This window comes from Rhodoplanes elegans (assembly GCF_016653355.1).
Classification (GTDB): Bacteria; Pseudomonadota; Alphaproteobacteria; order Rhizobiales; family Xanthobacteraceae; genus Rhodoplanes; species Rhodoplanes elegans.
Genome location: NZ_NHSK01000312.1, coordinates 1 through 19,631, shown reverse-complemented (window position 1 = coordinate 19,631; position 19,631 = coordinate 1). Strand labels below are relative to the sequence as shown.

General features: G+C 67.3%; 20 protein-coding genes and 1 pseudogene. 8 read left to right on the top strand and 13 right to left on the bottom strand.

All coding sequences use genetic code 11. The annotated features are described in order from the left end of the window. Positions 1-22 precede the first annotated feature (22 nt). A complete protein-coding gene (locus tag CCR97_RS30730) occupies positions 23-883 on the bottom strand; it encodes an ABC transporter ATP-binding protein (RefSeq protein WP_244670769.1) in 861 nt (286 codons plus the stop codon). Positions 884-1,163: 280 nt separating this feature from the next. Between CCR97_RS30730 and CCR97_RS30725 the strand changes: the two genes are divergently transcribed. Then, a complete protein-coding gene (locus CCR97_RS30725; protein WP_170145656.1) occupies positions 1,164-2,075 on the top strand; it encodes a VOC family protein in 912 nt (303 codons plus the stop codon). A gap of 92 nt (positions 2,076-2,167) precedes the next feature. Continuing rightward, positions 2,168-2,587, top strand: a pseudogene (locus tag CCR97_RS30720) (IS5 family transposase); the annotation flags it as partial. A 103-nt stretch (positions 2,588-2,690) separates the two neighbouring features. Here the strand turns inward: CCR97_RS30720 and CCR97_RS30715 are convergent. From CCR97_RS30715 to CCR97_RS30705, 3 genes are read right to left on the bottom strand one after another with little or no spacing between them, the layout of a single operon-like run. Continuing rightward, positions 2,691-3,179 carry a hypothetical protein gene (locus CCR97_RS30715; protein ID WP_111356774.1) on the bottom strand — a complete coding sequence of 163 codons (489 nt, stop codon included), beginning with the start codon at positions 3,177-3,179 and terminating at the stop codon, positions 2,691-2,693. Beyond that, positions 3,176-3,625, bottom strand: a complete 450-nt coding sequence (locus CCR97_RS30710; RefSeq protein ID WP_111356775.1) for a rod-binding protein — start codon at positions 3,623-3,625, stop codon at positions 3,176-3,178. Before CCR97_RS30710 ends, CCR97_RS30715 begins: the two co-directional genes overlap by 4 nt. After that, entirely contained in the window at positions 3,625-4,740 is a 1,116-nt protein-coding gene (locus CCR97_RS30705; RefSeq protein ID WP_111356776.1) for a flagellar basal body P-ring protein FlgI, read from the bottom strand. The genes CCR97_RS30710 and CCR97_RS30705 overlap by 1 nt, the downstream gene beginning before the upstream one ends. Positions 4,741-4,984: 244 nt before the next feature. On the opposite strand from CCR97_RS30705, the gene CCR97_RS30700 reads away from it, so the two are divergent. Further along, positions 4,985-5,404: a flagellar assembly protein FliX gene (locus CCR97_RS30700; RefSeq protein ID WP_111356777.1), complete on the top strand. Its 420-nt coding sequence runs from the start codon at positions 4,985-4,987 to the stop codon at positions 5,402-5,404. Between the two features lie 316 nt (positions 5,405-5,720). Beyond that, positions 5,721-6,137, top strand: coding sequence for an RNA polymerase-binding protein DksA (gene dksA, locus CCR97_RS30695; RefSeq protein ID WP_111356778.1), 417 nt, complete (start codon positions 5,721-5,723; stop codon positions 6,135-6,137). A 150-nt stretch (positions 6,138-6,287) separates the two neighbouring features. On the opposite strand, the gene CCR97_RS30690 is transcribed toward dksA, so the two are convergent. The 6 genes from CCR97_RS30690 to CCR97_RS30665 form a co-directional block, all read right to left on the bottom strand. Further along, a complete protein-coding gene (locus tag CCR97_RS30690) occupies positions 6,288-6,656 on the bottom strand; it encodes a hypothetical protein (RefSeq protein ID WP_170145784.1) in 369 nt (122 codons plus the stop codon). A gap of 203 nt (positions 6,657-6,859) precedes the next feature. Next, entirely contained in the window at positions 6,860-7,585 is a 726-nt protein-coding gene (locus CCR97_RS30685) for a superoxide dismutase (RefSeq protein WP_111356779.1), read from the bottom strand. Positions 7,586-7,739: 154 nt separating this feature from the next. Next, positions 7,740-9,287: a tetratricopeptide repeat protein gene (locus tag CCR97_RS30680; protein WP_111356780.1), complete on the bottom strand. Its 1,548-nt coding sequence runs from the start codon at positions 9,285-9,287 to the stop codon at positions 7,740-7,742. A gap of 501 nt (positions 9,288-9,788) precedes the next feature. Next, positions 9,789-10,331 carry a GNAT family N-acetyltransferase gene (locus CCR97_RS30675; RefSeq protein WP_170145785.1) on the bottom strand — a complete coding sequence of 181 codons (543 nt, stop codon included), beginning with the start codon at positions 10,329-10,331 and terminating at the stop codon, positions 9,789-9,791. Between the two features lie 219 nt (positions 10,332-10,550). After that, entirely contained in the window at positions 10,551-11,105 is a 555-nt protein-coding gene (locus CCR97_RS30670; protein WP_111356782.1) for a cache domain-containing protein, read from the bottom strand. A gap of 41 nt (positions 11,106-11,146) precedes the next feature. Next, on the bottom strand, positions 11,147-11,794 hold the full coding sequence (locus CCR97_RS30665; protein ID WP_201160210.1) for an acetate uptake transporter: 648 nt from the start codon (positions 11,792-11,794) through the stop codon (positions 11,147-11,149). A gap of 366 nt (positions 11,795-12,160) precedes the next feature. Between CCR97_RS30665 and CCR97_RS30660 the strand changes: the two genes are divergently transcribed. Together CCR97_RS30660 and CCR97_RS30655 are read left to right on the top strand one after the other, a co-directional pair. Next, complete coding sequence (locus CCR97_RS30660) at positions 12,161-12,907, top strand: SAM-dependent methyltransferase (protein WP_111356783.1); 747 nt, start codon at positions 12,161-12,163, stop codon at positions 12,905-12,907. 252 nt (positions 12,908-13,159) lie between these two features. Continuing rightward, a complete protein-coding gene (locus CCR97_RS30655; protein WP_111356784.1) occupies positions 13,160-13,789 on the top strand; it encodes a GNAT family N-acetyltransferase in 630 nt (209 codons plus the stop codon). Positions 13,790-14,058: 269 nt separating this feature from the next. Here the strand turns inward: CCR97_RS30655 and CCR97_RS32610 are convergent, their stop codons facing one another. Next, the gene (locus CCR97_RS32610) at positions 14,059-14,136 is read right to left on the bottom strand and encodes a DUF2442 domain-containing protein (protein ID WP_276330214.1); all 78 of its coding nucleotides are present in this window, start codon (positions 14,134-14,136) and stop codon (positions 14,059-14,061) included. 18 nt (positions 14,137-14,154) lie between these two features. After that, positions 14,155-14,301, bottom strand: coding sequence for a DUF2442 domain-containing protein (locus tag CCR97_RS32605; protein WP_244670768.1), 147 nt, complete (start codon positions 14,299-14,301; stop codon positions 14,155-14,157). Between the two features lie 986 nt (positions 14,302-15,287). On the opposite strand from CCR97_RS32605, the gene CCR97_RS30645 reads away from it, so the two are divergent. Further along, positions 15,288-16,445 (top strand): hypothetical protein, encoded by a 1,158-nt coding sequence (locus CCR97_RS30645; RefSeq protein WP_146618716.1) that lies wholly within the window; start codon positions 15,288-15,290, stop codon positions 16,443-16,445. Between the two features lie 96 nt (positions 16,446-16,541). Here the strand turns inward: CCR97_RS30645 and parE are convergent, their stop codons facing one another. Then, positions 16,542-18,641 carry a DNA topoisomerase IV subunit B gene (parE, locus tag CCR97_RS30640; RefSeq protein WP_111356785.1) on the bottom strand — a complete coding sequence of 700 codons (2,100 nt, stop codon included), beginning with the start codon at positions 18,639-18,641 and terminating at the stop codon, positions 16,542-16,544. A gap of 345 nt (positions 18,642-18,986) precedes the next feature. Between parE and CCR97_RS30635 the strand changes: the two genes are divergently transcribed. Continuing rightward, a complete protein-coding gene (locus CCR97_RS30635) occupies positions 18,987-19,535 on the top strand; it encodes a DedA family protein (protein WP_420826115.1) in 549 nt (182 codons plus the stop codon). Positions 19,536-19,631 lie beyond the last annotated feature (96 nt).

The window sequence follows — 19,631 nt, the reverse complement described above, 5'->3', positions numbered from 1 at the left end:
CGGGACGTGACGATGAACGGGATCAGATCACCCAGTCGGCCGACATGCCCGCGATCGCGGCACGCAACTCCGCGACGAGGGTCTGGGCCTCCGGCGTGCCGAGGCGGGGATGCGGCAGGTCGACGGCGAGCTCGGTGTGCACGCGCCCGGGCCGCGGCGAGAACATCACGATGTGGTCGGCCAGGATCACGGCCTCCTCCACGTCGTGGGTGACGAACACGATCGACATGTTGCGCTCGCGGTGGATGCGCAGCAACTCTGTATGCATAGTGGTGCGCGTTTGGGCATCGAGCCGCGAGAACGGCTCGTCCATGAGCAGAATGTCCGGCTCGGTGACGAGGCTGCGGGCGAGCGCGACGCGGCTGCGCATGCCGCCGGAGAGCTGGTGCGGGTAGGCGGACGCGAAGTCGCCGAGCCCCACCAGCGCGAGCTGGGCCTGCGACCGCGCACGCCATTCGCGCTTGCCGATCGAGCCGCTCTCCAGCGCCAGCCCGACATTGGCGAGCGCGGAGCGCCACGGCAGCAGGCGATCGTCCTGGAACATGTAGCCGAGCCGCGACCAGTCGACCGCGCCGGCCGCGTCGCCCGTGGTCTCGTGGCCGAGCACGAGGACGCGCCCCTGATCCGGCGCGAGCAGGCCCGCCGCCATGTTGAGCAGCGTCGACTTGCCCGAGCCCGAAGGGCCGAGGATCGACACGATCGAGCCGGCCGGCACGTCGAAGCTGATGTCGCGCAGCACCTCGAGGGACGAGCCGTCGGCGCGGCCGAAGCGCTTCGAGACATGGCGGAACGCGAGCGCCTGGCGTCGATCCGGGGTCGCGGCGAGGGCCGCCGGTAAAGTCGCCGGTGAGGTCATGGCATCCATGGTGATGACGGGGGTCAATCGAGATCCGATCTCGACCACTGGGGGCCGTATTATGCTGTTGCGGGCCGTGAACCCGAGCAAATTCTGTGCCGATCACGAGAAGATGACGCCCGGCTGCGGCATCGAGTGCACGCAGCGGGTCGGTCGGTGGTGTCGAGCGGCGACGCGGATCGGTTCCGCTGTGCGCGACACTCGACCGCCGCGACGCCTCGTATATAAGGCGGGCTGCGCGCGGCGGGCATCAACCGTCGCGCGAGATGGTGAAAAAACGACGATGGGATCAGGAGTTCGGCGTTTCATGGAAGAAAGCTCGCGTCAACTTCCCGCCGGGGAGGAGATTTTTCTGGACCATGTCGGCCATTTCGCCGCCGACCGGGGCGCGGCCGGTGCGGCACTCGCGCAGGCCGGGTTCGCCCCCACGCCGCCTTCAGTGCAGGTCAATCCGGGTCCCGACGGCACCGCGACACCGACCGGCACCGGCAACGTCACGGCGATGTTCTCTCGCGGCTATGTGGAGGTTCTGTTCAAGACCGCCGACACGCCGCTCGGTCGGCAGCTGGACACGGCGCGCGACCGCTACCCCGGCGTGCATCTGATCGCCTTCGCGGTCACCGACGCTGCGGCGCATCACACCCGCCTCGCGGCCGCCGGCATGCCGATGCAGCCGCTCGTCTCGATGCAGCGGCCGGTCGATACCGCCGACGGTCACGACATCGCGGCCTTCACGGTGGCGCGGCTGTCGCCCGGCGTCATGCCGGAGGGCCGCATCCAGATGCTGACCCACCACACCGAGCACACCGTCTGGCAGCCGCGCTGGCTGACGCATCCGAACGGCGTCTCGGCGCTGCTCGACGCCGTGATCGCGGTCGGCGACACGGCCGAGGCGGCGGCGCGCTTCTCACGATTCCTGAATCGCCCGGCGCGCGACACCGCGGCCGGGCCCGCGATCGCGCTCGATCGCGGACGCGTCCAGATCACGACACCCGACACGCTGCGCGCCCTGACCGGCATCGTGCCGCCGAGCCTGCCGTTCATCGGCGCCTATGCGCTGGTGGTGACGTCGCTCGCGGTCCTGAAGGGAACGCTCGCGCAGGCCGGCCTGCCCTTCGTCGAACGCGACGGCGCCGTCACGGCGGCGTTTCCGGACGCGTTGGGGCAGGGCGCCTGGGTGTTCGTCGAAGACCCAACTGCGCTGCCGTGGCGGCGGTGAGGTCGCGTTCTCAGAGCCTGACCGGACAATGAGTGAGTGATTTCGGAGGGCTGTGATTCCGTCGGATTTGCAAAGATTCGATGGAGAGCACGATGCCTTGGACCGAAATCACTCGCGCCCAGTATCGGCGGGACGGGCTGCGCTTCGCGAGCAATCTGACCGACGCGGAATGGGCGTTGATCGCGCGGCGGCTGCCGCCGCGCCGCCGGATGGGTCGTCCTCGGACGACCGATCTGCGTCGGGTCGTCGAGGCGATCCTCTACGTGCTGTCCACGGGCTGCCAGTGGCGGGCGCTGCCTGGAGACTTCCCGCCGCGCTCGACCGTGCAGGGCTACTTCTATGCGTGGCGGGACACCGGCTGGTGGCGGCGGATCGTGACGGCTCTCGTCCGCCTGGCGCGCCGGCAGCTCGGGTGCAAGCCGACGCCGACCGCGGCGATCATCGACAGCCGGAGCGCGCCGACCACCAAAAGCGGCGGCCCACGGGGCTTCGATGCGGGCAAGCGCGTTCACCCATCGCGACAGCGACCGCTTGGCTCCTCGTCGCACACCCGCGGCTCCTCACCCGCCGCCTCGCCAGACCCTGTTAATAAAGGCCGAATTTCGAGTCAGGCTCTCACAGCGTCCGGCTGACCGCCAGCGGCCTCACGTGGCGCGGATCGGGCATCGGCGTGCGGCCGGAGGCGCCGTAGGTCTGCGGGCTGGCGGTGCGGGTGAGCTCGCCGGCGACGCCGCGCACGATGTCCTCGGACACCGCATGCGCGGTGGCGAGCGCCGTCAGGTTGCTCTGCAGCCGGTCCTGGAAGGCGGCATGGCGCGCCTTCACGACGGAGAGCTCGCCGCCGAGCTCGCCGCGCAGCCGGGGCAGGCTGTCGCGCAGCCGCAGGCTGCCGGCGAGATAGCGTCGTGCGTGGCTGGTCTTGGTCGGCGACAGCCGCGCCACGTCGGCCAGCTTGCCGGCCCGCACCAGCCGGTCCTCCTCCTCGATCACCTCGACCAGCGCCGTGATGGTCTCGTCGAGCATGCGGATCACGTCGCGCGCCTCGTCGACGGACGTGATCGCACGCGGCGGGGTCTCCTGGACGGCGGCGGCCTGGTCGGTCATTGGACGCTCCCCTTGGTCTTCGCGGTGGTCGGAATGGCGGTGGTGGTGGCGTTGGTCGTGGCCGCGTAGGAGGCGGCGGCCGCGCCGGCGCCGCGCGCCGCGGCGGCTTCCTGCTGGTGCAGGAGCTGTTCGTAGACCTGCTTGGCGATCCCGATCCCGCCGGCCTTGACGGTCGACTTGGCGTATTCGTCGATCAGGAACGAGCGCCACATGCCGGTGCCTGGGCCGTTGCCGAGCGGGCCGTCCTCGCCGACGCCGGTGAACATCGTCTGCATCATCTGATTGAGGAACATCGCCTCGAAGTCCTGGGCCTGGGTCCAGGCCTTCTCGTTCGGCGTCTTGGCGGGGGCCGTCCGGCTGGTGCCGCCGGCGAACACCGGCAGGACGCCGGACCTGATCTGGTCGGCCGTCAGCGCGGCCGAAGCGGGAATGCTCGCCGTGCTCATCACATCACCTCCAGGTCGGCCTGGATGGCGCCGGCCGCCTTGATGGCCTGCAGGATGGCGATCAGGTCGCGCGGGCCGATGCCGAGCGCGTTGAGCCCGTCGACCAGCTGCTGCAGCGACACGCCCTCGCGCACCACGGCGAGCTTGTGGCCGTCGTCGTTCGCCGTGACGTTGGTCCGCGGCACCACGACGGTGCGGCCTTCCGAGAACGGCGCCGGCTGGCTCACCTCGGGCGACTCGGTGATCGTCACGGTGAGGTTGCCCTGCGCCACCGCCACGGTGGAGACGCGCACGTCGCGGCCCATCACGATGATGCCGGAGCGCTCGTCGACGATGATGCGGGCGAGCTGGTCGGGCTCGATCTGCAGCTGCTCGATCTCGGTCAGCATGGCGACGACGTTGCCGGTGTACTCCTTCGGCACCGTGAGCTGCACGGTCGACGGATCGATCGGCTCGGCCACCGGCATCGCGAGAAAGTCGTTGATCGCGGCGGCGATGCGCTTGGCCGTGGTGAAGTCCGGGTTGCGCAGCGCGAGCCGCACCTGGGTGAGCCGGTTCAGCGCGAAGTCGATCTCGCGCTCGATGATGGCGCCGTTGGCGATGCGGCCGACGGTGGGCACGCCGCGCACGATCTTGGCGGCCTCGCCCTCGGCCATGAAGCCGCCGATCGCGAGCGAGCCTTGCGCCACCGCGTAGACATTACCGTCAGCGGCGAGCAGCGGGGTGATCACCAGGACGCCGCCCTGCAGGCTCTTGGCGTCGCCGAGCGCCGAAACGGTGACGTCGACCCGGGTGCCCTGGGTCGAGAACGGCGGCAGGTTCGCCGTCACCATCACGGCGGCGACGTTGCCGGTGCGCAGCGTCTGGCCGCGGATGTTGACGCCGAGGCGCTCGAGCATCGCCTGCAGCGACTGCTTGGTGAAGGGCGAGTTGTTGATGGTGTCGCCGGTGCCCTGCAGGCCGACGACGAGGCCGTAGCCGATCAGCTGGTTCTGGCGGACTCCCTCGACATTGGCGAGGTCCTTGATGCGCGACGTGGCACCGGCCGGCGGCCCTGCGAAGAGGGTCGCGGCGAGCGTGATCGCGGCCAGTGCGCAGTGGAGAAGGGTCCGCATCGCATGCTCCTCGGACGGCGTGACGGAAAAGGCTCTGCGAGGAGCGTGCCAGCCGGTGGGGATTTGTTAACTGTTGAAATCATTGCCGAAAGTTTCGGCGCCCGACGCCCGGGGCAGGAAGGAAAGGGCCGTCGTCGGGGTCGACCCGGCAGGAATTGCCGAGCCTTAACGAGGCGTTAACCATCGTGGCGCTGAATTGTCGCGAGCCTCGACACGTCGCGAGTCTCGGAGGACTCGACGGACCATGCGCATCACCGGCCCCACTGGACCCGCCTCGACGACGCCCGGATCCACGGTCCGGCGCACCGGGACCGGCCGTTTCTCGCTGCCGGACACCGACGGGCCGCAGGGGCCCTCGGCCAGCGGTGCGGCCCGCACGCTGACCGGCATCGACGCGCTGCTCGCCCTGCAGGGCGTCGAGGACGCCACCGAACGGCGCCGCCGCGCCGTGGTGCGCGGCCGCTCCGCCCTCGACGTGCTCGACGAGATGAAGCTCGCGCTCCTCTCCGGCAATCTCGATCCCGCCATCCTCGGCCGGCTCGCCGCCATCGCGGCCGGGTTGAAGGAGACCACCGGCGATCCCGGCCTCGACGGCGTCCTCGCCGAGATCGAGCTTCGGGTCGAGGTCGAGCTCGCGAAGCTCAAGCCGCTCGGCAGCGTGTGACGGCGGTCCGGAAGCACCCTGGGACGCATCGAGCCGATTCGCCGCATCGCGAAATAATTCGCGCGACGGTGGTAACTCAATCCTGCTGCGAACGCGGGCCGGGCGGTATCGCGGATGCGCTCCGCAGCGCCGCGCGACGGCGCTTCTCCTTGCCGCACCGATGTATACTTTACTGATCGAAGAGCGACCGGATTAATCCAATCTGTTGTTGTCGTTATGTCGCAACGCTTGTATATAGCGTGCGCATCCGCCGATGACTCGACCATAGAAGTCGATCCGGAAGGAAACGGGATGGCCGCGTGGGAGTGAGCGTGTCATGCGCCTGGAGACGAACGGGATCTACAGACCTACGGACAAAGAACCCTTCATGAACGAGCGGCAGCGCGAGTATTTCCGGAACAAGCTGCTCTCATGGAAGGACGATATTCTGCGGGAAGCGAAGGAAACACTTCAGCACCTGCAGGACGAGAACCAGAATCATCCAGACCTCGCCGACCGTGCCTCGTCCGAGACGGAGCGGGCGATCGAGCTGCGGGCGCGTGATCGCCAGCGCAAGCTGATCGCCAAGATCGACGCCGCGCTGCAGCGGATCGAGGACGGAACCTACGGCTACTGCGAGGAGACCGGCGAGCCGATCTCCATCAAGCGCCTCGAGGCGCGCCCCATCGCCACCCTGTCGCTCGAAGCGCAGGAGCGGCACGAGCGGCGCGAGCGGGTGTATCGCGACGACTGATCATCGCGCGAAGGACAGCCGACCGACGGCCGACACGGCCCCGAACGCCCCGCTCCGCGGGGCGTTTTCAGTTCTCCCCACGTCGCCAAGCGCGGCGTTCGGCGGTTCGGGCCAGCGGATCCGATTCGTGGTCTCGACCGCGTGCGAGCGTCAGCGTTGCGGCCGGTAGGGCCGCACCCGGACCGTGGCGGAGCGGGCCGCGGTCGAGCGCACCGTCCGGCGCGGGCCGACGGCGCCCGGGGTCGCGATGGTCGGGTCGATGTAGGTCACGGTCGCGGTGCTCGGGATCGCGTTCGGGGCGCGCACGCAGGTCTTGGCCGGCACGCAGTTGCCGAAGGCGTCGCACACCGGGGCGCAGTACACGCCGCGCTGGACGTAGTCGTAGGTGTAGGTGCCGTAATAGTGGCGGAAGTCGCAGTACGGCGCACAGCCCACCGCGGTCTGGGCCGCGGCGGAGCCGGGCAGGGCGGCGCCGGCCAGTAGAACCAGCACGGCCGCGGCCGATGCTCGTCCGGACACCGATGCTCGTCCGAGAGACCCGCGTGCGAACCACGGCATGACGGCCGGACCCCTCGACATCGGAACCTCGCTCTTTCGCGGCGCCGGGCCGCATCCCATCCACCCAATCTAGAGCACGAGTGTAAAGCAAGTCCCGCCGCGACGGGACTCGCCATCGCCGAAATATGCACGGCGCTCCGCGCTCCGTGGGGCGCTAGGAGCCGTCAGATCGCCAGCGTGCCGGCCGTGGCGGCGGCGTAGCGCTCGCCGACCTTGCCCCAGTTCACCACGTTCCACCACGCGGCGAGGTAGTCGGGCCGGCGGTTCTGGTAGGTGAGGTAATAGGCGTGCTCCCACACGTCGTTGCCGAACAGCACCATCTTGCCGTCCATCAGCGGCGTGTCCTGGTTGGGCTTCGATTCGAGTGCGAGCTTGCCGTCGCGGGTCACCGTGACGAACACCCAGCCCGAGCCGAAGACCCGGCCGCCGGCGCCGTTGAAGTCGCTCTTGAGCTTGTCGAGGCCACCGAGGTCGCGCTGGATCGCCTCGGCGAGCGCGCCGGACGGGGTGCCGCCGTTCGGCCCCATCACCTGCCAGAACATCGTGTGGTTGGCGTGCCCGCCGCCGTTGTTGCGCACCGCGGTGCGGATCGCCTCGGGCATCTCGCCGAGCTTCGCCAGAATGTCTTTCAGTGGCACCTGAGCCACTTGGCTGTGGTCCTTCACGGCCGCGTTGAGATTGTTCACATAGGCCTGGTGGTGGCGGTCGTGGTGGATCTCCATGGTCTTCGCATCGATGTGCGGAGCCAGCGCATCATTCTTGTAGGGCAGCGGATCGAGCTTGAACGGGCCGGACGGTGCCGCCGTCTGGGCGAAGGCGACGCGGGGGCCGAGCAGGGCCGCGGCCGCGACCGCGCCGCCGACGAGGAACTGACGACGATGGAAGGACATGGGGGTCTCCTCTGGAGTGCACGTTGTTCGTGATGAGGTCGGGCCGTCGTGCGGCCGTGTCGCCGCGCGCAGGCTAACGGCTCGGCGGCGCCGCCGCGAGGGCCGCGGTGGCCGTCACACCGAACCGTGATCGGGGCCAAAAGCCGCAGATCGTTCAGGAACTTGCTGCCGCCGGCCGGTCCGCCGCGCGGGCCTCGCCAAGGGCCTCGCACAAGGCCGTCGCGACGCTGTCCCAGTCGCCGAGGGCCGGCTGCCGGAACAGCCGGGCGGTCGGGTACCAGGGCGAATCGGCGCGCCCGGTCAGCCACCGCCAGTCCGGCGAGAACGGCAGCAGGATCCACACCGGCTTTCCGAGCGCGCCGGCCAGATGGGCGACGGCGGTGTCGACCGCAATCACCAGGTCGAGGTTTTCGATCGCCGCCGCCGTCGCGGCGAAATCGGCGAGGTCCGGGCCGAGTTGCGCCACCCCGTGCTGCTGCAGCAGGGCTTCATCTCCCTCCCGCAAGTCCTTCTGTAGGCTGACGAAGTCGCTGCCCGGCAGCGCCAGCAGCGGGGCCAGGGTCGCGAGCGGGATCGAGCGATGGCGGTCGTTGGCGAAGGCCGGGTTGCCGGCCCAGACGAGGCCGACCCGCAGCCTCGGCCCGTCTGCCGGGGCGCCTGCGGCGTCCGCCCGCCCGGCCGCGGCCACCGCGGCGGCGATCCGCTCCGCCATCGCCGCGATGCGGGCCGGCGAGGCGGCGAGATACGGAACGGCGGCCGGGATCGTGTCGAGGGTCGTGGCAAAACCGTGTGGCAGGCTGAGATAGGGGCAGTGCAGGTCGTGCGCCGGCGGGGCGGTTCGGTCCCAGACCGTCACCTCGATCGACGGCCCGGCGAGGCTGTCGATCAGCGGCTTGAGCGGTGCCGTGACGGCGCAGATCACCCGGGCGCCGCGCGCCGCCAGCAGCGGTGCGTAGCGGACGAACTGAATGACGTCGCCGGCGCCCTGCTCGGGATGCAGCAGCACGGTGCGGCCCTCCACCGGCTCGCCGGCCCAGGCGGGCGCCGCGAAGCGGCCGCGCAGCTCGGCGAATTCCGGCTTCTCCAGCCGGTGGGCGTAGCCGGCGAAGCCCTCGCGCAGCCGGCCGATCAGCAGGCTCAGGAGCGCGACGTTGAAGCGGATGTCGGCGCGGCCGGGTGCGAGGTCCAGCGCCTTCTCGTAACACTCCATCGCGGCGTCGAAGCGGTGCAGCTCTCGCAGCGCGTTGCCGAGCCCGTAGAGCGACTCGGCATTGTTCGGGTCGAGCGCCACGGCGCGCGCGTGAGCGGCGGCCGCCTCGGCCGGCCGGTCGAGGTGGAGCAGCGTGTTGCCGCGGTTGTGGTGGGCCGCGGCGTGGTCCGGGTCGAGCGCCAGCGCCGCGTCACAGGCGGCGACCGCCTCGTCGAGCCGATCGAGCCCGCGCAGCGCGAGCGCCAGATTGCACAGCGCCTCGGGCGAGTCGGGCCGCCGCTCCACCGCGGTCGCGAGCAGCAGCACGGCGTCGGCGAAGTTCTTGCGGTCGCAGCAGATCAGGCCGAGCTGGTGGAGGGCGTAAAAGTCCGCTTGGTCCTCGCGCAGCGCGGCGATCAGGGCGTGCTCGGCTTCGGCGATCCGCCCGGCCTCCTGCAGCCGCACGGCGGCGATCACGGCAGGGCGGGGCGGCGGGAATTTTCGAGGGGCCATGGCGCGCGTTCCGAGGCGCCGGGTCCGCGTCGGTCCGGGCCGTCGCAGACGATCGAAACAGCGGCTTGGTTAACAAAGGGTTGAGAAGGATGGTTAACGCAACGTGAAGAGAGATGGTTAACCAGGGGTTAAGGCCGGACTGCTCGGAGCTGGCGCAATCACAGATTGCATCTTCGCTCGATTAAGAAATCGGCGGGCAGTGCGCAGCAGGGTTGCGGCGCCGTGCCGTCGAAAAGACGCCGTGAGCCCCCATATACGAGACCGAACACGCCCGCCCCCCGGCGGGCGTCACGTTTTGGCGGACCGTGCGTTTTTCGGTTCGAAGACCGGTGTGGAACAGTGATGCGACAGATAACGAGAGTGCCGCGCAAGCGGCCGGTGGGGGTGCGGCAGTTCGACGAGATCGACGACTGGATGGCCGGCGACGGCCACCGCCGCTGCAAGGGCAGGCCGGGCGTTTGACGGGCGACGGTCGGGCGTCTGCAGGCGTCTTTGCTGTCGTCAGCCCGTCCGCCGCATCAGGATCGCCGGAAAGATCACGCCCGGCGTCAGCGTCACGTCGAGCGGCCCGAGCGTGACGAATCCGGAGCGCCTATAGAAAGGCGCGGCGTTGAGGGTCGAGAAGCAGGTGAGGGTGGTCCGTCCGAGGGCCGCTGCCTCGTTGATGCAGTGGGCGAGCAGCCGCGTGCCGACGCCGCGGCCGATCCAGTCGGGCCGGGTGGCGAAATGCCGGATGTGCGCCTCGCCGGGCGCCGCCGTGCCGGTGCCGGGCTGCTCGGCCGTCCAGCCGCCACAGGCGACGAGACGGGCCGCCGGCTGCGCCGCGGACGCTTCGGTAGCTGTTCCGCAAATCTCGGCCACGTAATACGTGCCGCTGTCGATGAGACGCGGATTGGCGCGCGACATCGGCGCCAGCGCGCGGGAGAGCGTCTCCGCGTCGTAATGGCCGGCCAGCAGCGTCGCGTAGCTCGCGGCGAGCAACTCGTCGAGCCCCGTCGAATCGGCGGGCGTCGCGGGCCGGATGGTGAGGGCGTCAGCGGACATGACGAGCGAGCCTCGTGGCGTGGGCGGACGGGCCGAGCCGCAGCCGTTGCCTATCACGAATGCCGTAATGCCCCGCATTCCGCGCCCCGGCCGCGCGGGGTAGGGACGGCTTGCCCGCGATCACGGCATTGAGGATGCGGCGCCTAGATGGGCGCAAGCGATGTCCGTCCCGGCTGTGCGGCCGGGACGGACATCGCCGTCTTAGTTTCGGTCGACGGCTCAGTGCGCCGGGTACTTGGCCGGGTCCGCCATCTTGTCGGTGAGCTTGGCGAGGTCGGCCGCCGAGGCCTTGTCGTCGTAGACGCCGGCCGCCACCTGCAGGCCGGTCGAGAAGGCGATGTCGGCGCCGAGCGCGTAGGAGATCTTCCGCGACACTCCGCCGGCCCCCGGCCGGGTCCACAGATACTCGACCCAGCCGCCGCGCTTGTCGCCGCCCGCCTTGCACAGATCCTTGAAGATGAGCCGGCCGTTGTTGTCGGCGATCTGCATGATCGGCCGGCCGACCAGGTCGGGCCGCAGCGGGTGCGCCACCATGCGGTCGAGCCGGCAGTCGTAGACGAACACGTAGGAGTCCTTCCACACCCAGCGGCCGCTGGCGTTGTTGAACTCGGCGATGCCGGAGGCGCCCTTCTCGTTGAGGAAGCGTGCCGCGCCCCACACTTTCGCGACCACCTCCTCGGGCGTCGCGGTGTCCTCGCCGGCGACGGCGGGCGGCGCGGCGGCGCCGCAGAATGCCGCCGCGAGCGCCGCGGCGATCAGCTTCGATGCACGCATGATGGGTCTCCGATCTCGGTTGCGGTTCCGGCGGCGGGCGCTCAGCCCTTGGCGCCGGCGACCTCGAGGGTCGCGACCGGCGCCGCCGACGGACGCGGCGCGGCCGCGGCGACCGGCGCGGTCCGGGCGCGCAGCCACGGCTTGCCGACCGGCAGGACGTCGCGGCCGAACACGTCGGCGAAGATCAGATGCGCCATGATGTACCAAGCCATGGCGGCGCACAGCATCAGCTCGTAGCCGGCCACCACGGTCAGCTCCGGGAAGCCGAAATGCGCGAGGTCGAGCAGCACGAAGCCGCCGAGCAGCAGCGTGAAGGTCAGCGCCAGCGCGCCCGAGATGCGCAGCGCGCCGACCCACAGGATCGCCGTGAACAGCGTCCAGGCGATCAGGAACCAGCCGATGTCGCTCTTGCTGGAGACGTAGAGATTGTAGTGGTTGCCGATCAGCAGCAGCGCCAGCGCGATCCAGAAGCACCCATAGGCCGTGAAGGCGCAGTAGCCGAAATTGTTGCCGGTCTTCATCTCCTGCAGGCCGGCGACCATCTGGGCGAAGCCGCCGAAGATCAGCCCGAGCCACACCACCGGGCCGATGCCCATCCAGCCGACATTGTGGAACTGCAGCACCATCGTGGTGAGGCCGAACCCGGCCAGCCCGACCACGGCGGGATTTCCGACTTTCTGCTCTGCCATGCGACGCACTCCCCCTGAGCGGGCCGCGACGTGACGCGGTGCGACCTCGCACGTCCAACTATGCCGACGCGGTTAGGTGGTCGCAAGCACAGGGTGTGTATGGAGTTTTGCGTGATTTTCAATTGTAAAGCCGAGGTGTGATAAAACCGCCCGGTCGCCTCCGCCGGCGGGGCGAGGCGGTGACGCGCGCGGACGCGCTGCCGTCCCGATGCATCGCGATACCGTAAAGCCCCGCATTCCGCCGCCGGGCCGCGCGGGCTACGGACGGCGCACCGGCGTTGGCCGGTGTCATGTTTTTGGCGCGCGCGAGATAAGCATGCGCCGCTCCATTCGGTTTGGTCGATTGCGTGAAGGAGCGCGTCCAGCGTGGACATCCCTCGGATCTTCAACATCACGGAAAACGCGCACCGCATCCACAATCCGATCACCCCCGAAAAACTCGCCGTGCTCGGCGCGGCGCTGCGGCTCGCGCCGGGCGCCCGCGTGCTCGACCTCGGCAGCGGTTCTGGGGAGATGCTGTGCACCTGGGCCCGCGATCACGGCATCGTCGGCACCGGCATCGACATGAGCCCGCTGTTCACGGCGCACGCGCAACAGCGTGCCGTGGAGCTCGGCGTCGCCGATCGCGTGACCTTCGTCCATGGCGACGCGGCCGGCCATGTCGCCGACGAGAAGGTCGACGTGGCGGCCTGTGTCGGCGCCACCTGGATCGGCGGCGGCGTCGCCGGCACGATCGCGCTTCTGGAGCGGAGCCTGCGCGACGGCGGGATCATGCTGATCGGCGAGCCCTACTGGCGACGGCTGCCGCCGAGCGACGACGACGCCCGGCGCTGCCTCGCCACCGCGATCTCCGACTTCCTGTTGCTGCCCGAGCTGCTCGCCTCCTTCGGCCGGCTCGGCTGCGACGTCGTCGAGATGGTGCTGGCCGACCAGGACGGCTGGGACCGGTACGAAGCTGCGAAATGGCTCACCATGCGCCGCTGGCTCGACGCCAATCCCGGCGACGACCTCGCCGCCGAGGTGCGGAGCCTCCTGACGACCGAGCCCGTGCGCTACGCTGCCTTTACGCGCGAGCTTCTGGGGTGGGGCGTGTTCGCATTGATGCGGCGGTGAGGGCGGGCGCGGTCGCGCCGAGGCAATGCTCGTGGCTTGTAGGATGGGTGGAGCCGCAGGCGATACCCATCATGGCCGTGCGCCGCCGCTCCCTGTCGGGTTAGCGTTGCATGACGCGTCATCCCGAGGTGCGGAACATCGGTCCGCGGAGCCGATCGCGACCGGTGTTCCCCGATCAGCGCTCCCGATCGTGTCGGTCCTATTGCACCTCCGGTCCTCGCGCCTATATCGGCCGGGCGAAGAGGACGATCGATGACCCATCCCCACCTGAACTTCCGGATCGAGCCAGGGCTTCGGTCTGAACACCGGGCGCAGGCGGCCGCCGGCTATTGGAATGCGTTCGCACGCAAGCTCCGTTATCCGCTCGGCCCACAGCGCAGGGCCATCGCCTTCGTGCGACGGGTCCTCGATTCCAGCCATGCGATCAGTGCCGTCTCGGTCGATGGTCGCTTCCTCGGTGTGGCCGGCTTCAAGACGCCACGGGGCGCCTTCGTGGGCGGGGACTTTGCTGATCTCGTGCGGGTCTACGGCCCGTTCGGGGCGCCTCTTCGGGGCCTGCTCGTGAGCATCCTGGAGCGGCCGTGTGAGGCCGGCACGTTGCTGATGGACGGTCTCTTCGTGGATGCGAGCGCCCGCGGCTCGGGCGTCGGAACCGCGCTTCTGAGCGCCGTGGAGAGCCAGGCCCGGGCGTGCGGCCTGGAGCGCGTGCGCCTCGACGTGGTCGACGGCAATCCGCGCGCCCGTGCGCTCTACGAGCGGCAGGGCCACAGGGCGCGGTCGACCGAATCGATCGGTGTCCTGCGGTATCTCTTCGGCTTCGGCAGCGTCACCACCATGCTGAAGGAGGTGGGCGAGCCGCCTCCACACGCCGTGCCGGCGTGACGTGGTGTGGGTCGGGATCGCCTGCGGCTTTCCACCCACCCTACGACGAGGCCTCGCGCCCAGGCGCGCCGCTCACACGTCGAGCATGTCCTCGGAGGCGAACTCGGCGCGCTCCTGGATGAAGGCGAAGCGGGTCTCGGCCTTGGTGCCCATCAGCAACCTCGTAGCCCGGGTTGAGTGAAACGAAACCCGGGACGGGAGCGCGTCGAAGATCCCGGCTTTCGCTGCGCTCGAGCCGGGCTACGGCTGGCCGCGACGTCCGTCGTCTCTCAGCTCGCCCTCAACACGCTCGCGACCGACACGTCCTCGTCGAGATCGGGCCAGTGGATACCCTGGCCGCGGCCGATCAGGCGCCAGTTGCCGCGCTACGCCGCCGTCGCGTCGACGAGGCGCAGAAACCACACGAGTGGGGCCGCAACCTCGCGCCCGTCTTTGAGCGTGACGACCAGCCGGTCGTCCGTCACGGCGATGGCCACGGCGGTCGGATCACGCGTCACCGCCGAAATGGGCATGCCACGCCTCCAGGAAGGACGGGTGAACCTGCTGCCCACATTTCATCTTGATTTTAGCTGCTATCTTAAGCTCCCATCGGAACATTCGGCGATCGATTGCCGACCAGCGAGCATTCGATTAAACTCAATAAGCATGCATATACAAGGCGTTCGAAACCGCGCGAAGTTCCGCCCTCGCTGGAGCATTTCATGAAGCTCTCTGGTGGCAGACCCGGCTTCCGAGAATGGGTCGATAAACAAATGGCGCCAAACTGGCCGTTGATGCCATTGACCCACATTACAAAAGGTATTGGAGCTGAAGACATATGTCGTTCTGGCTCTGTCAGTCCAAGCCAATGCTCCGTTTTCAACGAGAGTTTAGCGTATTTCTTTTATGGGCGGCCTGCTTACAGAATTAGTGCGTCTGGTGCAGTGAAGGTTTAAGCGTCTTGCCCATATTGCTTTATATTTAATCCGAATCTGATCGAATCTGCGCGGGCAATATTCGCATTCGACACCGGTGCATTTGATAAACGATTATACAAGCACATGCTTCCTGATGAAATGGCTGTCGAAGATTTCTCTTTAGAGCAAGATGTGAGTCGGCCGAATAAACTAGTATCATGCGTTTTTGGATCCCGAAGGATGTATTTTGAAGGTCAACATCTAAGGGGTCAGGACGGAATCGGCGCCGCGGCAGCGTGGGAATTTCACGCGAGAGCGTACCTGAGTCTCATTGCATCCCGGGGGAGGAATGAACCAGACGACAGGATTTGGACAATTGAGGTCTTGCTTGACACTGCTGTTGATTTAAAGGGAAACTTAATTGCAATAATTGTTCCGCATACAATATGGAGTGATGAATCGCACGCCCCTTGGTTAGAGGAGCTCGAAGGAGAAGGGGTCGCCATCGCTCCATATTCGTTCGTTCCCGGCCGACACCCAGAATATTATCACGCTCTACTTGAGGCAGAAGTTCGGCTCCTCTATCAGAGCAGGGGGCATCTATGAAATCGACCGATGAGTTTTTTGTTGTGGGCTGCTTACCATATTCTAGAACAAGAATAGGGTTTGCGCTTCCTCTTTTTTGCCACCCTTCAGATCGGAGCCTCAGGACAATTCAAATTGTCGATGAATACACCGATTTAATAAGCCGATTCGATGTGGTGGATGGAGAAATAGAAGGCGAAATATGCATCAGTGATAGAAGGTGGTGCAGAGTGGGTGGAGGAGCATTATTTTGTTTTATGCCTGAGACAGGAGCGCCTCAGGTTGGCACTTTAGCTCAATTGGAGTCTTGTCTGAGAGGATTTGCGAGAAGAAATAAGGATGAAGTGGAAATAAATCTGCAGATCTTCGAATTGATTGGTACAGAACAAGAAAAAAAAGAAATTCGCCTTGAAATGAAGAGAAGGGTTATATCGCGAGGAGGAATTGGTGCTGGGCGGGCTTTTTATGAGCGCAGCAGTCTCTTGTCGGTTTTGTGGAAAATGATTTTAGATGCGGCACCTAACGAGGATGCGGCAAAGAGAATTCTCCAGACTCGTTCTCGCCTGATTGCAAACGTTAGTAGTGAGGGCGACCTCTCTCTTGATTTAAGTGCGTTAGATCCCGTTGATCGGGCCAACTTAGATGAAGTGGAGCTTATACAAAGAATCTTGAATGAATTCGATTTTAAGGCAAGCAGGAGCTGCGAGGGCGAGATAAGGAGTATCGAGGGTAATGAATTTTCTGATAATAGTGCTCAGATATTGGTTCTTTTAAAAGAAGTCTCAAAAGCCGCTCGTCAAGAGGAGCGTCTTGCGATGCTGCTAGGCGCGCTGATTGGCGATCGGGCGTTGGCTGCGTTTGTTTTGCGGAGCTACAAAGATCGCGGCAAATTTGCAAACGATGTTCTTGATAGGCTGTATAGAAGTGTCGTACAAAACAAGGCGACATCTGACGAGGACGTTGAGTATATTGTTGCGGAAATGATCTCCCAAATGTACTCTCAAGCGTTTCCCGCCAATCGAGGTGTGTTAATTTATTACCTTGCGAAATATTTATCAAAATGGAGGATCGTGAGGTCGGCAATTGGCTCGCTGATAAAAAGAAGAAAGTCTGTGTATCTCTCTGGGTATGTTCCTGAAATTGAGCGATTCATTTCCGAGGCCGAGAACGCCTAGTTGTAGCCGCGCACCGCCGTGTCGGTGGGTATCGCCTTCGGCTCCACCCACCCTACGACGATGCGTCCCGCCGCCCCGCTTCTCCTTCGCCCCCCCTCACACGTCCAGCATGTCCTCGGAGGCGAACTCGGCGCGCTCCTGGATGAAGGCGAAGCGGGTCTCGGCCTTGGTGCCCATCAGGCGCTCGACCGACTTCGCCGTGTCGGAGCGGTCCTCGGCCAAGAGCTTGACCCGCAGCAGCGTGCGGGTCTTGCGGCTCATGGTCGTCTCTTTCAGCTGGTGCGGCATCATCTCGCCCAAGCCCTTGAAGCGACCGATCTCGACCTTGGCGTTGGAGCGGAACTCCTTCGCCATGATCGTGTCCTTGTGCTTGTCGTCGCGGGCGTAGAACGTCTTGCCGCCGTGCGACAGGCGATAGAGCGGCGGCACCGCGAGATAGAGGTGGCCGCTCTCGATGAGCTGCGGCATCTGCCGGTAGAAGAACGTGATCAGCAGCGAGGCGATGTGGGCGCCGTCGACGTCGGCGTCCGTCATCACGATCACCTTCTCGTAGCGCAGGTCCTCGTCGCGATAGCTCGCCCCGGTGCCGCAGCCGAGCGCCAGCACGAGGTCGGCGAGCTGCTGGTTCTGGGCGAGCTTGTCCTTCCCGGCGCTGGCGACGTTGAGGATCTTTCCGCGCAATGGGAGGACGGCTTGCGTCGCGCGGTCGCGCGCCTGCTTGGCCGAGCCGCCGGCCGAGTCGCCCTCGACGATGAAGATCTCCGAGCCCTCCGTCGCCGTGCCGGTGCAATCGGCGAGCTTGCCCGGCAGCCGCAGCTTCTTCACCGCCGACTTGCGGGCGATCTCCTTCTCCTGGCGCCGGCGCAACCGCTCCTCGGCGCGCTCCACCACCCAGTCGACGAGCTTGTTGGCCTGGTTCGGGTTGCCGGCGAGCCAGTGGTCGAACTGATCTTTTACGGCGCCCTCGACGATGCGGCTCGCCTCGACGGTGGCGAGCCGGTCCTTGGTCTGGCCCTGGAACTCGGGCTCGCGCACGAACACCGAGAGCATCACGCCGGCGCCGTTCATCACGTCGTCGGAGGAGACGCCCGAGACGCGCTTGCCCTGGCCGACGCGCTCGGCGTGGTCCTTCAAGCCGCGCAGCAGGGCGGAGCGCAGGCCGGACTCGTGGGTGCCGCCCTCGGGCGTCGGGATCGTGTTGCAGTAGGACGAGACGAAGCCGTCGCCGTCCGCCGTCCAGGCGATAGCCCACTCGACCGCACCGTTCTGGCCCGGACGGCCGCTCGACCCGGTGAACAGATCCGGATGCACCAGCGTCTGGCCCTCGACCGCGCCGGCCAGATAGTCCTTGAGGCCGCCGGCGAAGTGGAACGTCTCCTCGGCCGGCACGCCGTCGAGCCCGGCCAGCAGGCTCGGGTCGCAGCGCCAGCGGATCTCGACGCCGCCGAACAGATACGCCTTCGAGCGCGCCATCTTGAACAGGCGCTGCGGGCTGAAGCGCGACTTCGGGAAGATCTGCGCGTCCGGCTTGAACCGCACCTTCGTGCCGCGGCGATTGTTGATCTTGCCGAGCGTCTCCAGCCCGCCCTGCGGTTTTCCGCGCGCGAAGGTCTGGCGATAGAGCTGGCCGCCGCGCGCCACCTCGACCTCCAGGGTCTCGGAGAGCGCATTGACGACCGAGATGCCGACGCCGTGCAGGCCGCCCGAGGTCTCGTAGACCTTGGAGTCGAACTTGCCGCCGGCGTGCAGCATGCACATGATCACTTCGAGGGCGGACTTCTTCGGGAATTTCGGGTGCGGGTCGACCGGGATGCCGCGGCCGTTGTCGGTCACGGTGAGGAAGCCGTCGGCGCCGAGCACCACCTCGATGAAGGTGGCGAAGCCGGCCAGCGCCTCGTCCATGCAGTTGTCGATCACCTCGGCGAACAGGTGATGCAGCGCCCGCTCGTCGGTGCCGCCGATATACATGCCGGGCCGGCGCCGCACCGGCTCGAGCCCTTCCAGCACCTCGATGTCCTGCGCCGTGTAGTTGCCGTCGCCGCCGGCCCCGGCCGGCACGCGCCGCGGCTCGGGCTTCGTCGGCTCTGGCTTCGTCGGCTCTGGCTTGGCCGGCTCCGGCCGCCGTGCCGCCGGCGCGGCGCCGGCGAACAGGTCGTCGTTGGACTTGGAGGCGGGCTTCTGAGCGGGCTTGGGCATCGGGCGTGTCGGTCTCTATGGCGAACGGACGGCCCGCGCGTGCGCATCCTGCGCGGCGGCGGCGGGACCGGCCGAATCGGGATTGCCGCACTATGCCATGCGGCCGGGCGAAGGTGTGGCACCAACGCTGTGGCACGAGCAGGGCGGATAGCGAGGCCTTGGCTCAACTCTTGCGCGAACAGCGATCGCGCGAGTTCGTCTACCGCGGCGCCGCGCCGCGTGACAAGCCTCGGCCCCCGTGCGATCGTCGTGCACGAGGCGCGCACGTCCCGCCGGACCCCGGGGCGGAGGCGGTCCGCGTCACGCCGCCGCGGTGTTCCGCCGTCCGGGACCCTGGCTCCGCCCATGCTCGGCTCCCATCTCTTCCCGGACATGCTGGAACAGTACACCCAAAGCCTGATCGACTTCGTGCGCGACAACCAGATGTGGGCCGCCCCCGTGGTCGGCCTCCTGGCCTTCGCGGAATCGCTCGCCTTCTTCTCGCTGATCGTGCCCGCCTGGGCGGCCCTGATCGGGATCGGGGCGCTGGTCGGGCTCGGCGGGCTCGAGTTCTGGCCGATCTGGGTGGCGGCGGCGGTCGGCGCCGCGCTCGGCGACTGGGTGTCCTACTGGCTCGGCTTCACCTTCAAGGACAGGGTCGCGCATGTCTGGCCGCTGTCGCGCCACCCCGAGCTGCTGCCCAAGGGCGAGGCCTTCATCAAGCGGTTCGGCGTCGCCGCGATCTTCATCGGGCGCTTCTTCGGGCCGCTGCGCGCCTCGGTGCCGCTGGTCGCCGGCATCTTCGTGATGCCGTGGTGGCATTTCCAGGCGGCGAACTTCTCCTCGGCCTTCGTCTGGGCCGCCGTGCTGCTGGTGCCCGGGGCGCTCGGTCTCAAGTGGTTCACCGGAGCGTGATCGTGCGTGTCGTGCGCGCGCCGGCCCTGCTGTCGTAAGAGGGATGCGGCCGTGCGGCCGACCCGCCGACCCCCGCGTCCCCAGAGCTGTCCCGAC

Excerpts from the sequence above, each read along its gene's own strand:
- CCR97_RS30725 (WP_170145656.1), top strand. The coding sequence starts at position 1,164 with ATGGAAGAAAGCTCGCGTCAACTTCCCGCCGGGGAGGAGATTTTTCTG.
- CCR97_RS30715 (WP_111356774.1), bottom strand. The coding sequence starts at position 3,179 with ATGACCGACCAGGCCGCCGCCGTCCAGGAGACCCCGCCGCGTGCGATC.
- CCR97_RS30710 (WP_111356775.1), bottom strand. The coding sequence starts at position 3,625 with ATGAGCACGGCGAGCATTCCCGCTTCGGCCGCGCTGACGGCCGACCAG.
- CCR97_RS30705 (WP_111356776.1), bottom strand. The coding sequence starts at position 4,740 with ATGCGGACCCTTCTCCACTGCGCACTGGCCGCGATCACGCTCGCCGCG.
- CCR97_RS30700 (WP_111356777.1), top strand. The coding sequence starts at position 4,985 with ATGCGCATCACCGGCCCCACTGGACCCGCCTCGACGACGCCCGGATCC.
- dksA (WP_111356778.1), top strand. The coding sequence starts at position 5,721 with ATGCGCCTGGAGACGAACGGGATCTACAGACCTACGGACAAAGAACCC.
- CCR97_RS30685 (WP_111356779.1), bottom strand. The coding sequence starts at position 7,585 with ATGTCCTTCCATCGTCGTCAGTTCCTCGTCGGCGGCGCGGTCGCGGCC.
- CCR97_RS30680 (WP_111356780.1), bottom strand. The coding sequence starts at position 9,287 with ATGGCCCCTCGAAAATTCCCGCCGCCCCGCCCTGCCGTGATCGCCGCC.
- CCR97_RS30675 (WP_170145785.1), bottom strand. The coding sequence starts at position 10,331 with ATGTCCGCTGACGCCCTCACCATCCGGCCCGCGACGCCCGCCGATTCG.
- CCR97_RS30670 (WP_111356782.1), bottom strand. The coding sequence starts at position 11,105 with ATGCGTGCATCGAAGCTGATCGCCGCGGCGCTCGCGGCGGCATTCTGC.
- CCR97_RS30665 (WP_201160210.1), bottom strand. The coding sequence starts at position 11,794 with ATGGCAGAGCAGAAAGTCGGAAATCCCGCCGTGGTCGGGCTGGCCGGG.
- CCR97_RS30655 (WP_111356784.1), top strand. The coding sequence starts at position 13,160 with ATGACCCATCCCCACCTGAACTTCCGGATCGAGCCAGGGCTTCGGTCT.
- CCR97_RS32605 (WP_244670768.1), bottom strand. The coding sequence starts at position 14,301 with ATGCCCATTTCGGCGGTGACGCGTGATCCGACCGCCGTGGCCATCGCC.
- CCR97_RS30645 (WP_146618716.1), top strand. The coding sequence starts at position 15,288 with ATGAAATCGACCGATGAGTTTTTTGTTGTGGGCTGCTTACCATATTCT.
- parE (WP_111356785.1), bottom strand. The coding sequence starts at position 18,641 with ATGCCCAAGCCCGCTCAGAAGCCCGCCTCCAAGTCCAACGACGACCTG.
- CCR97_RS30635 (WP_420826115.1), top strand. The coding sequence starts at position 18,987 with ATGCTCGGCTCCCATCTCTTCCCGGACATGCTGGAACAGTACACCCAA.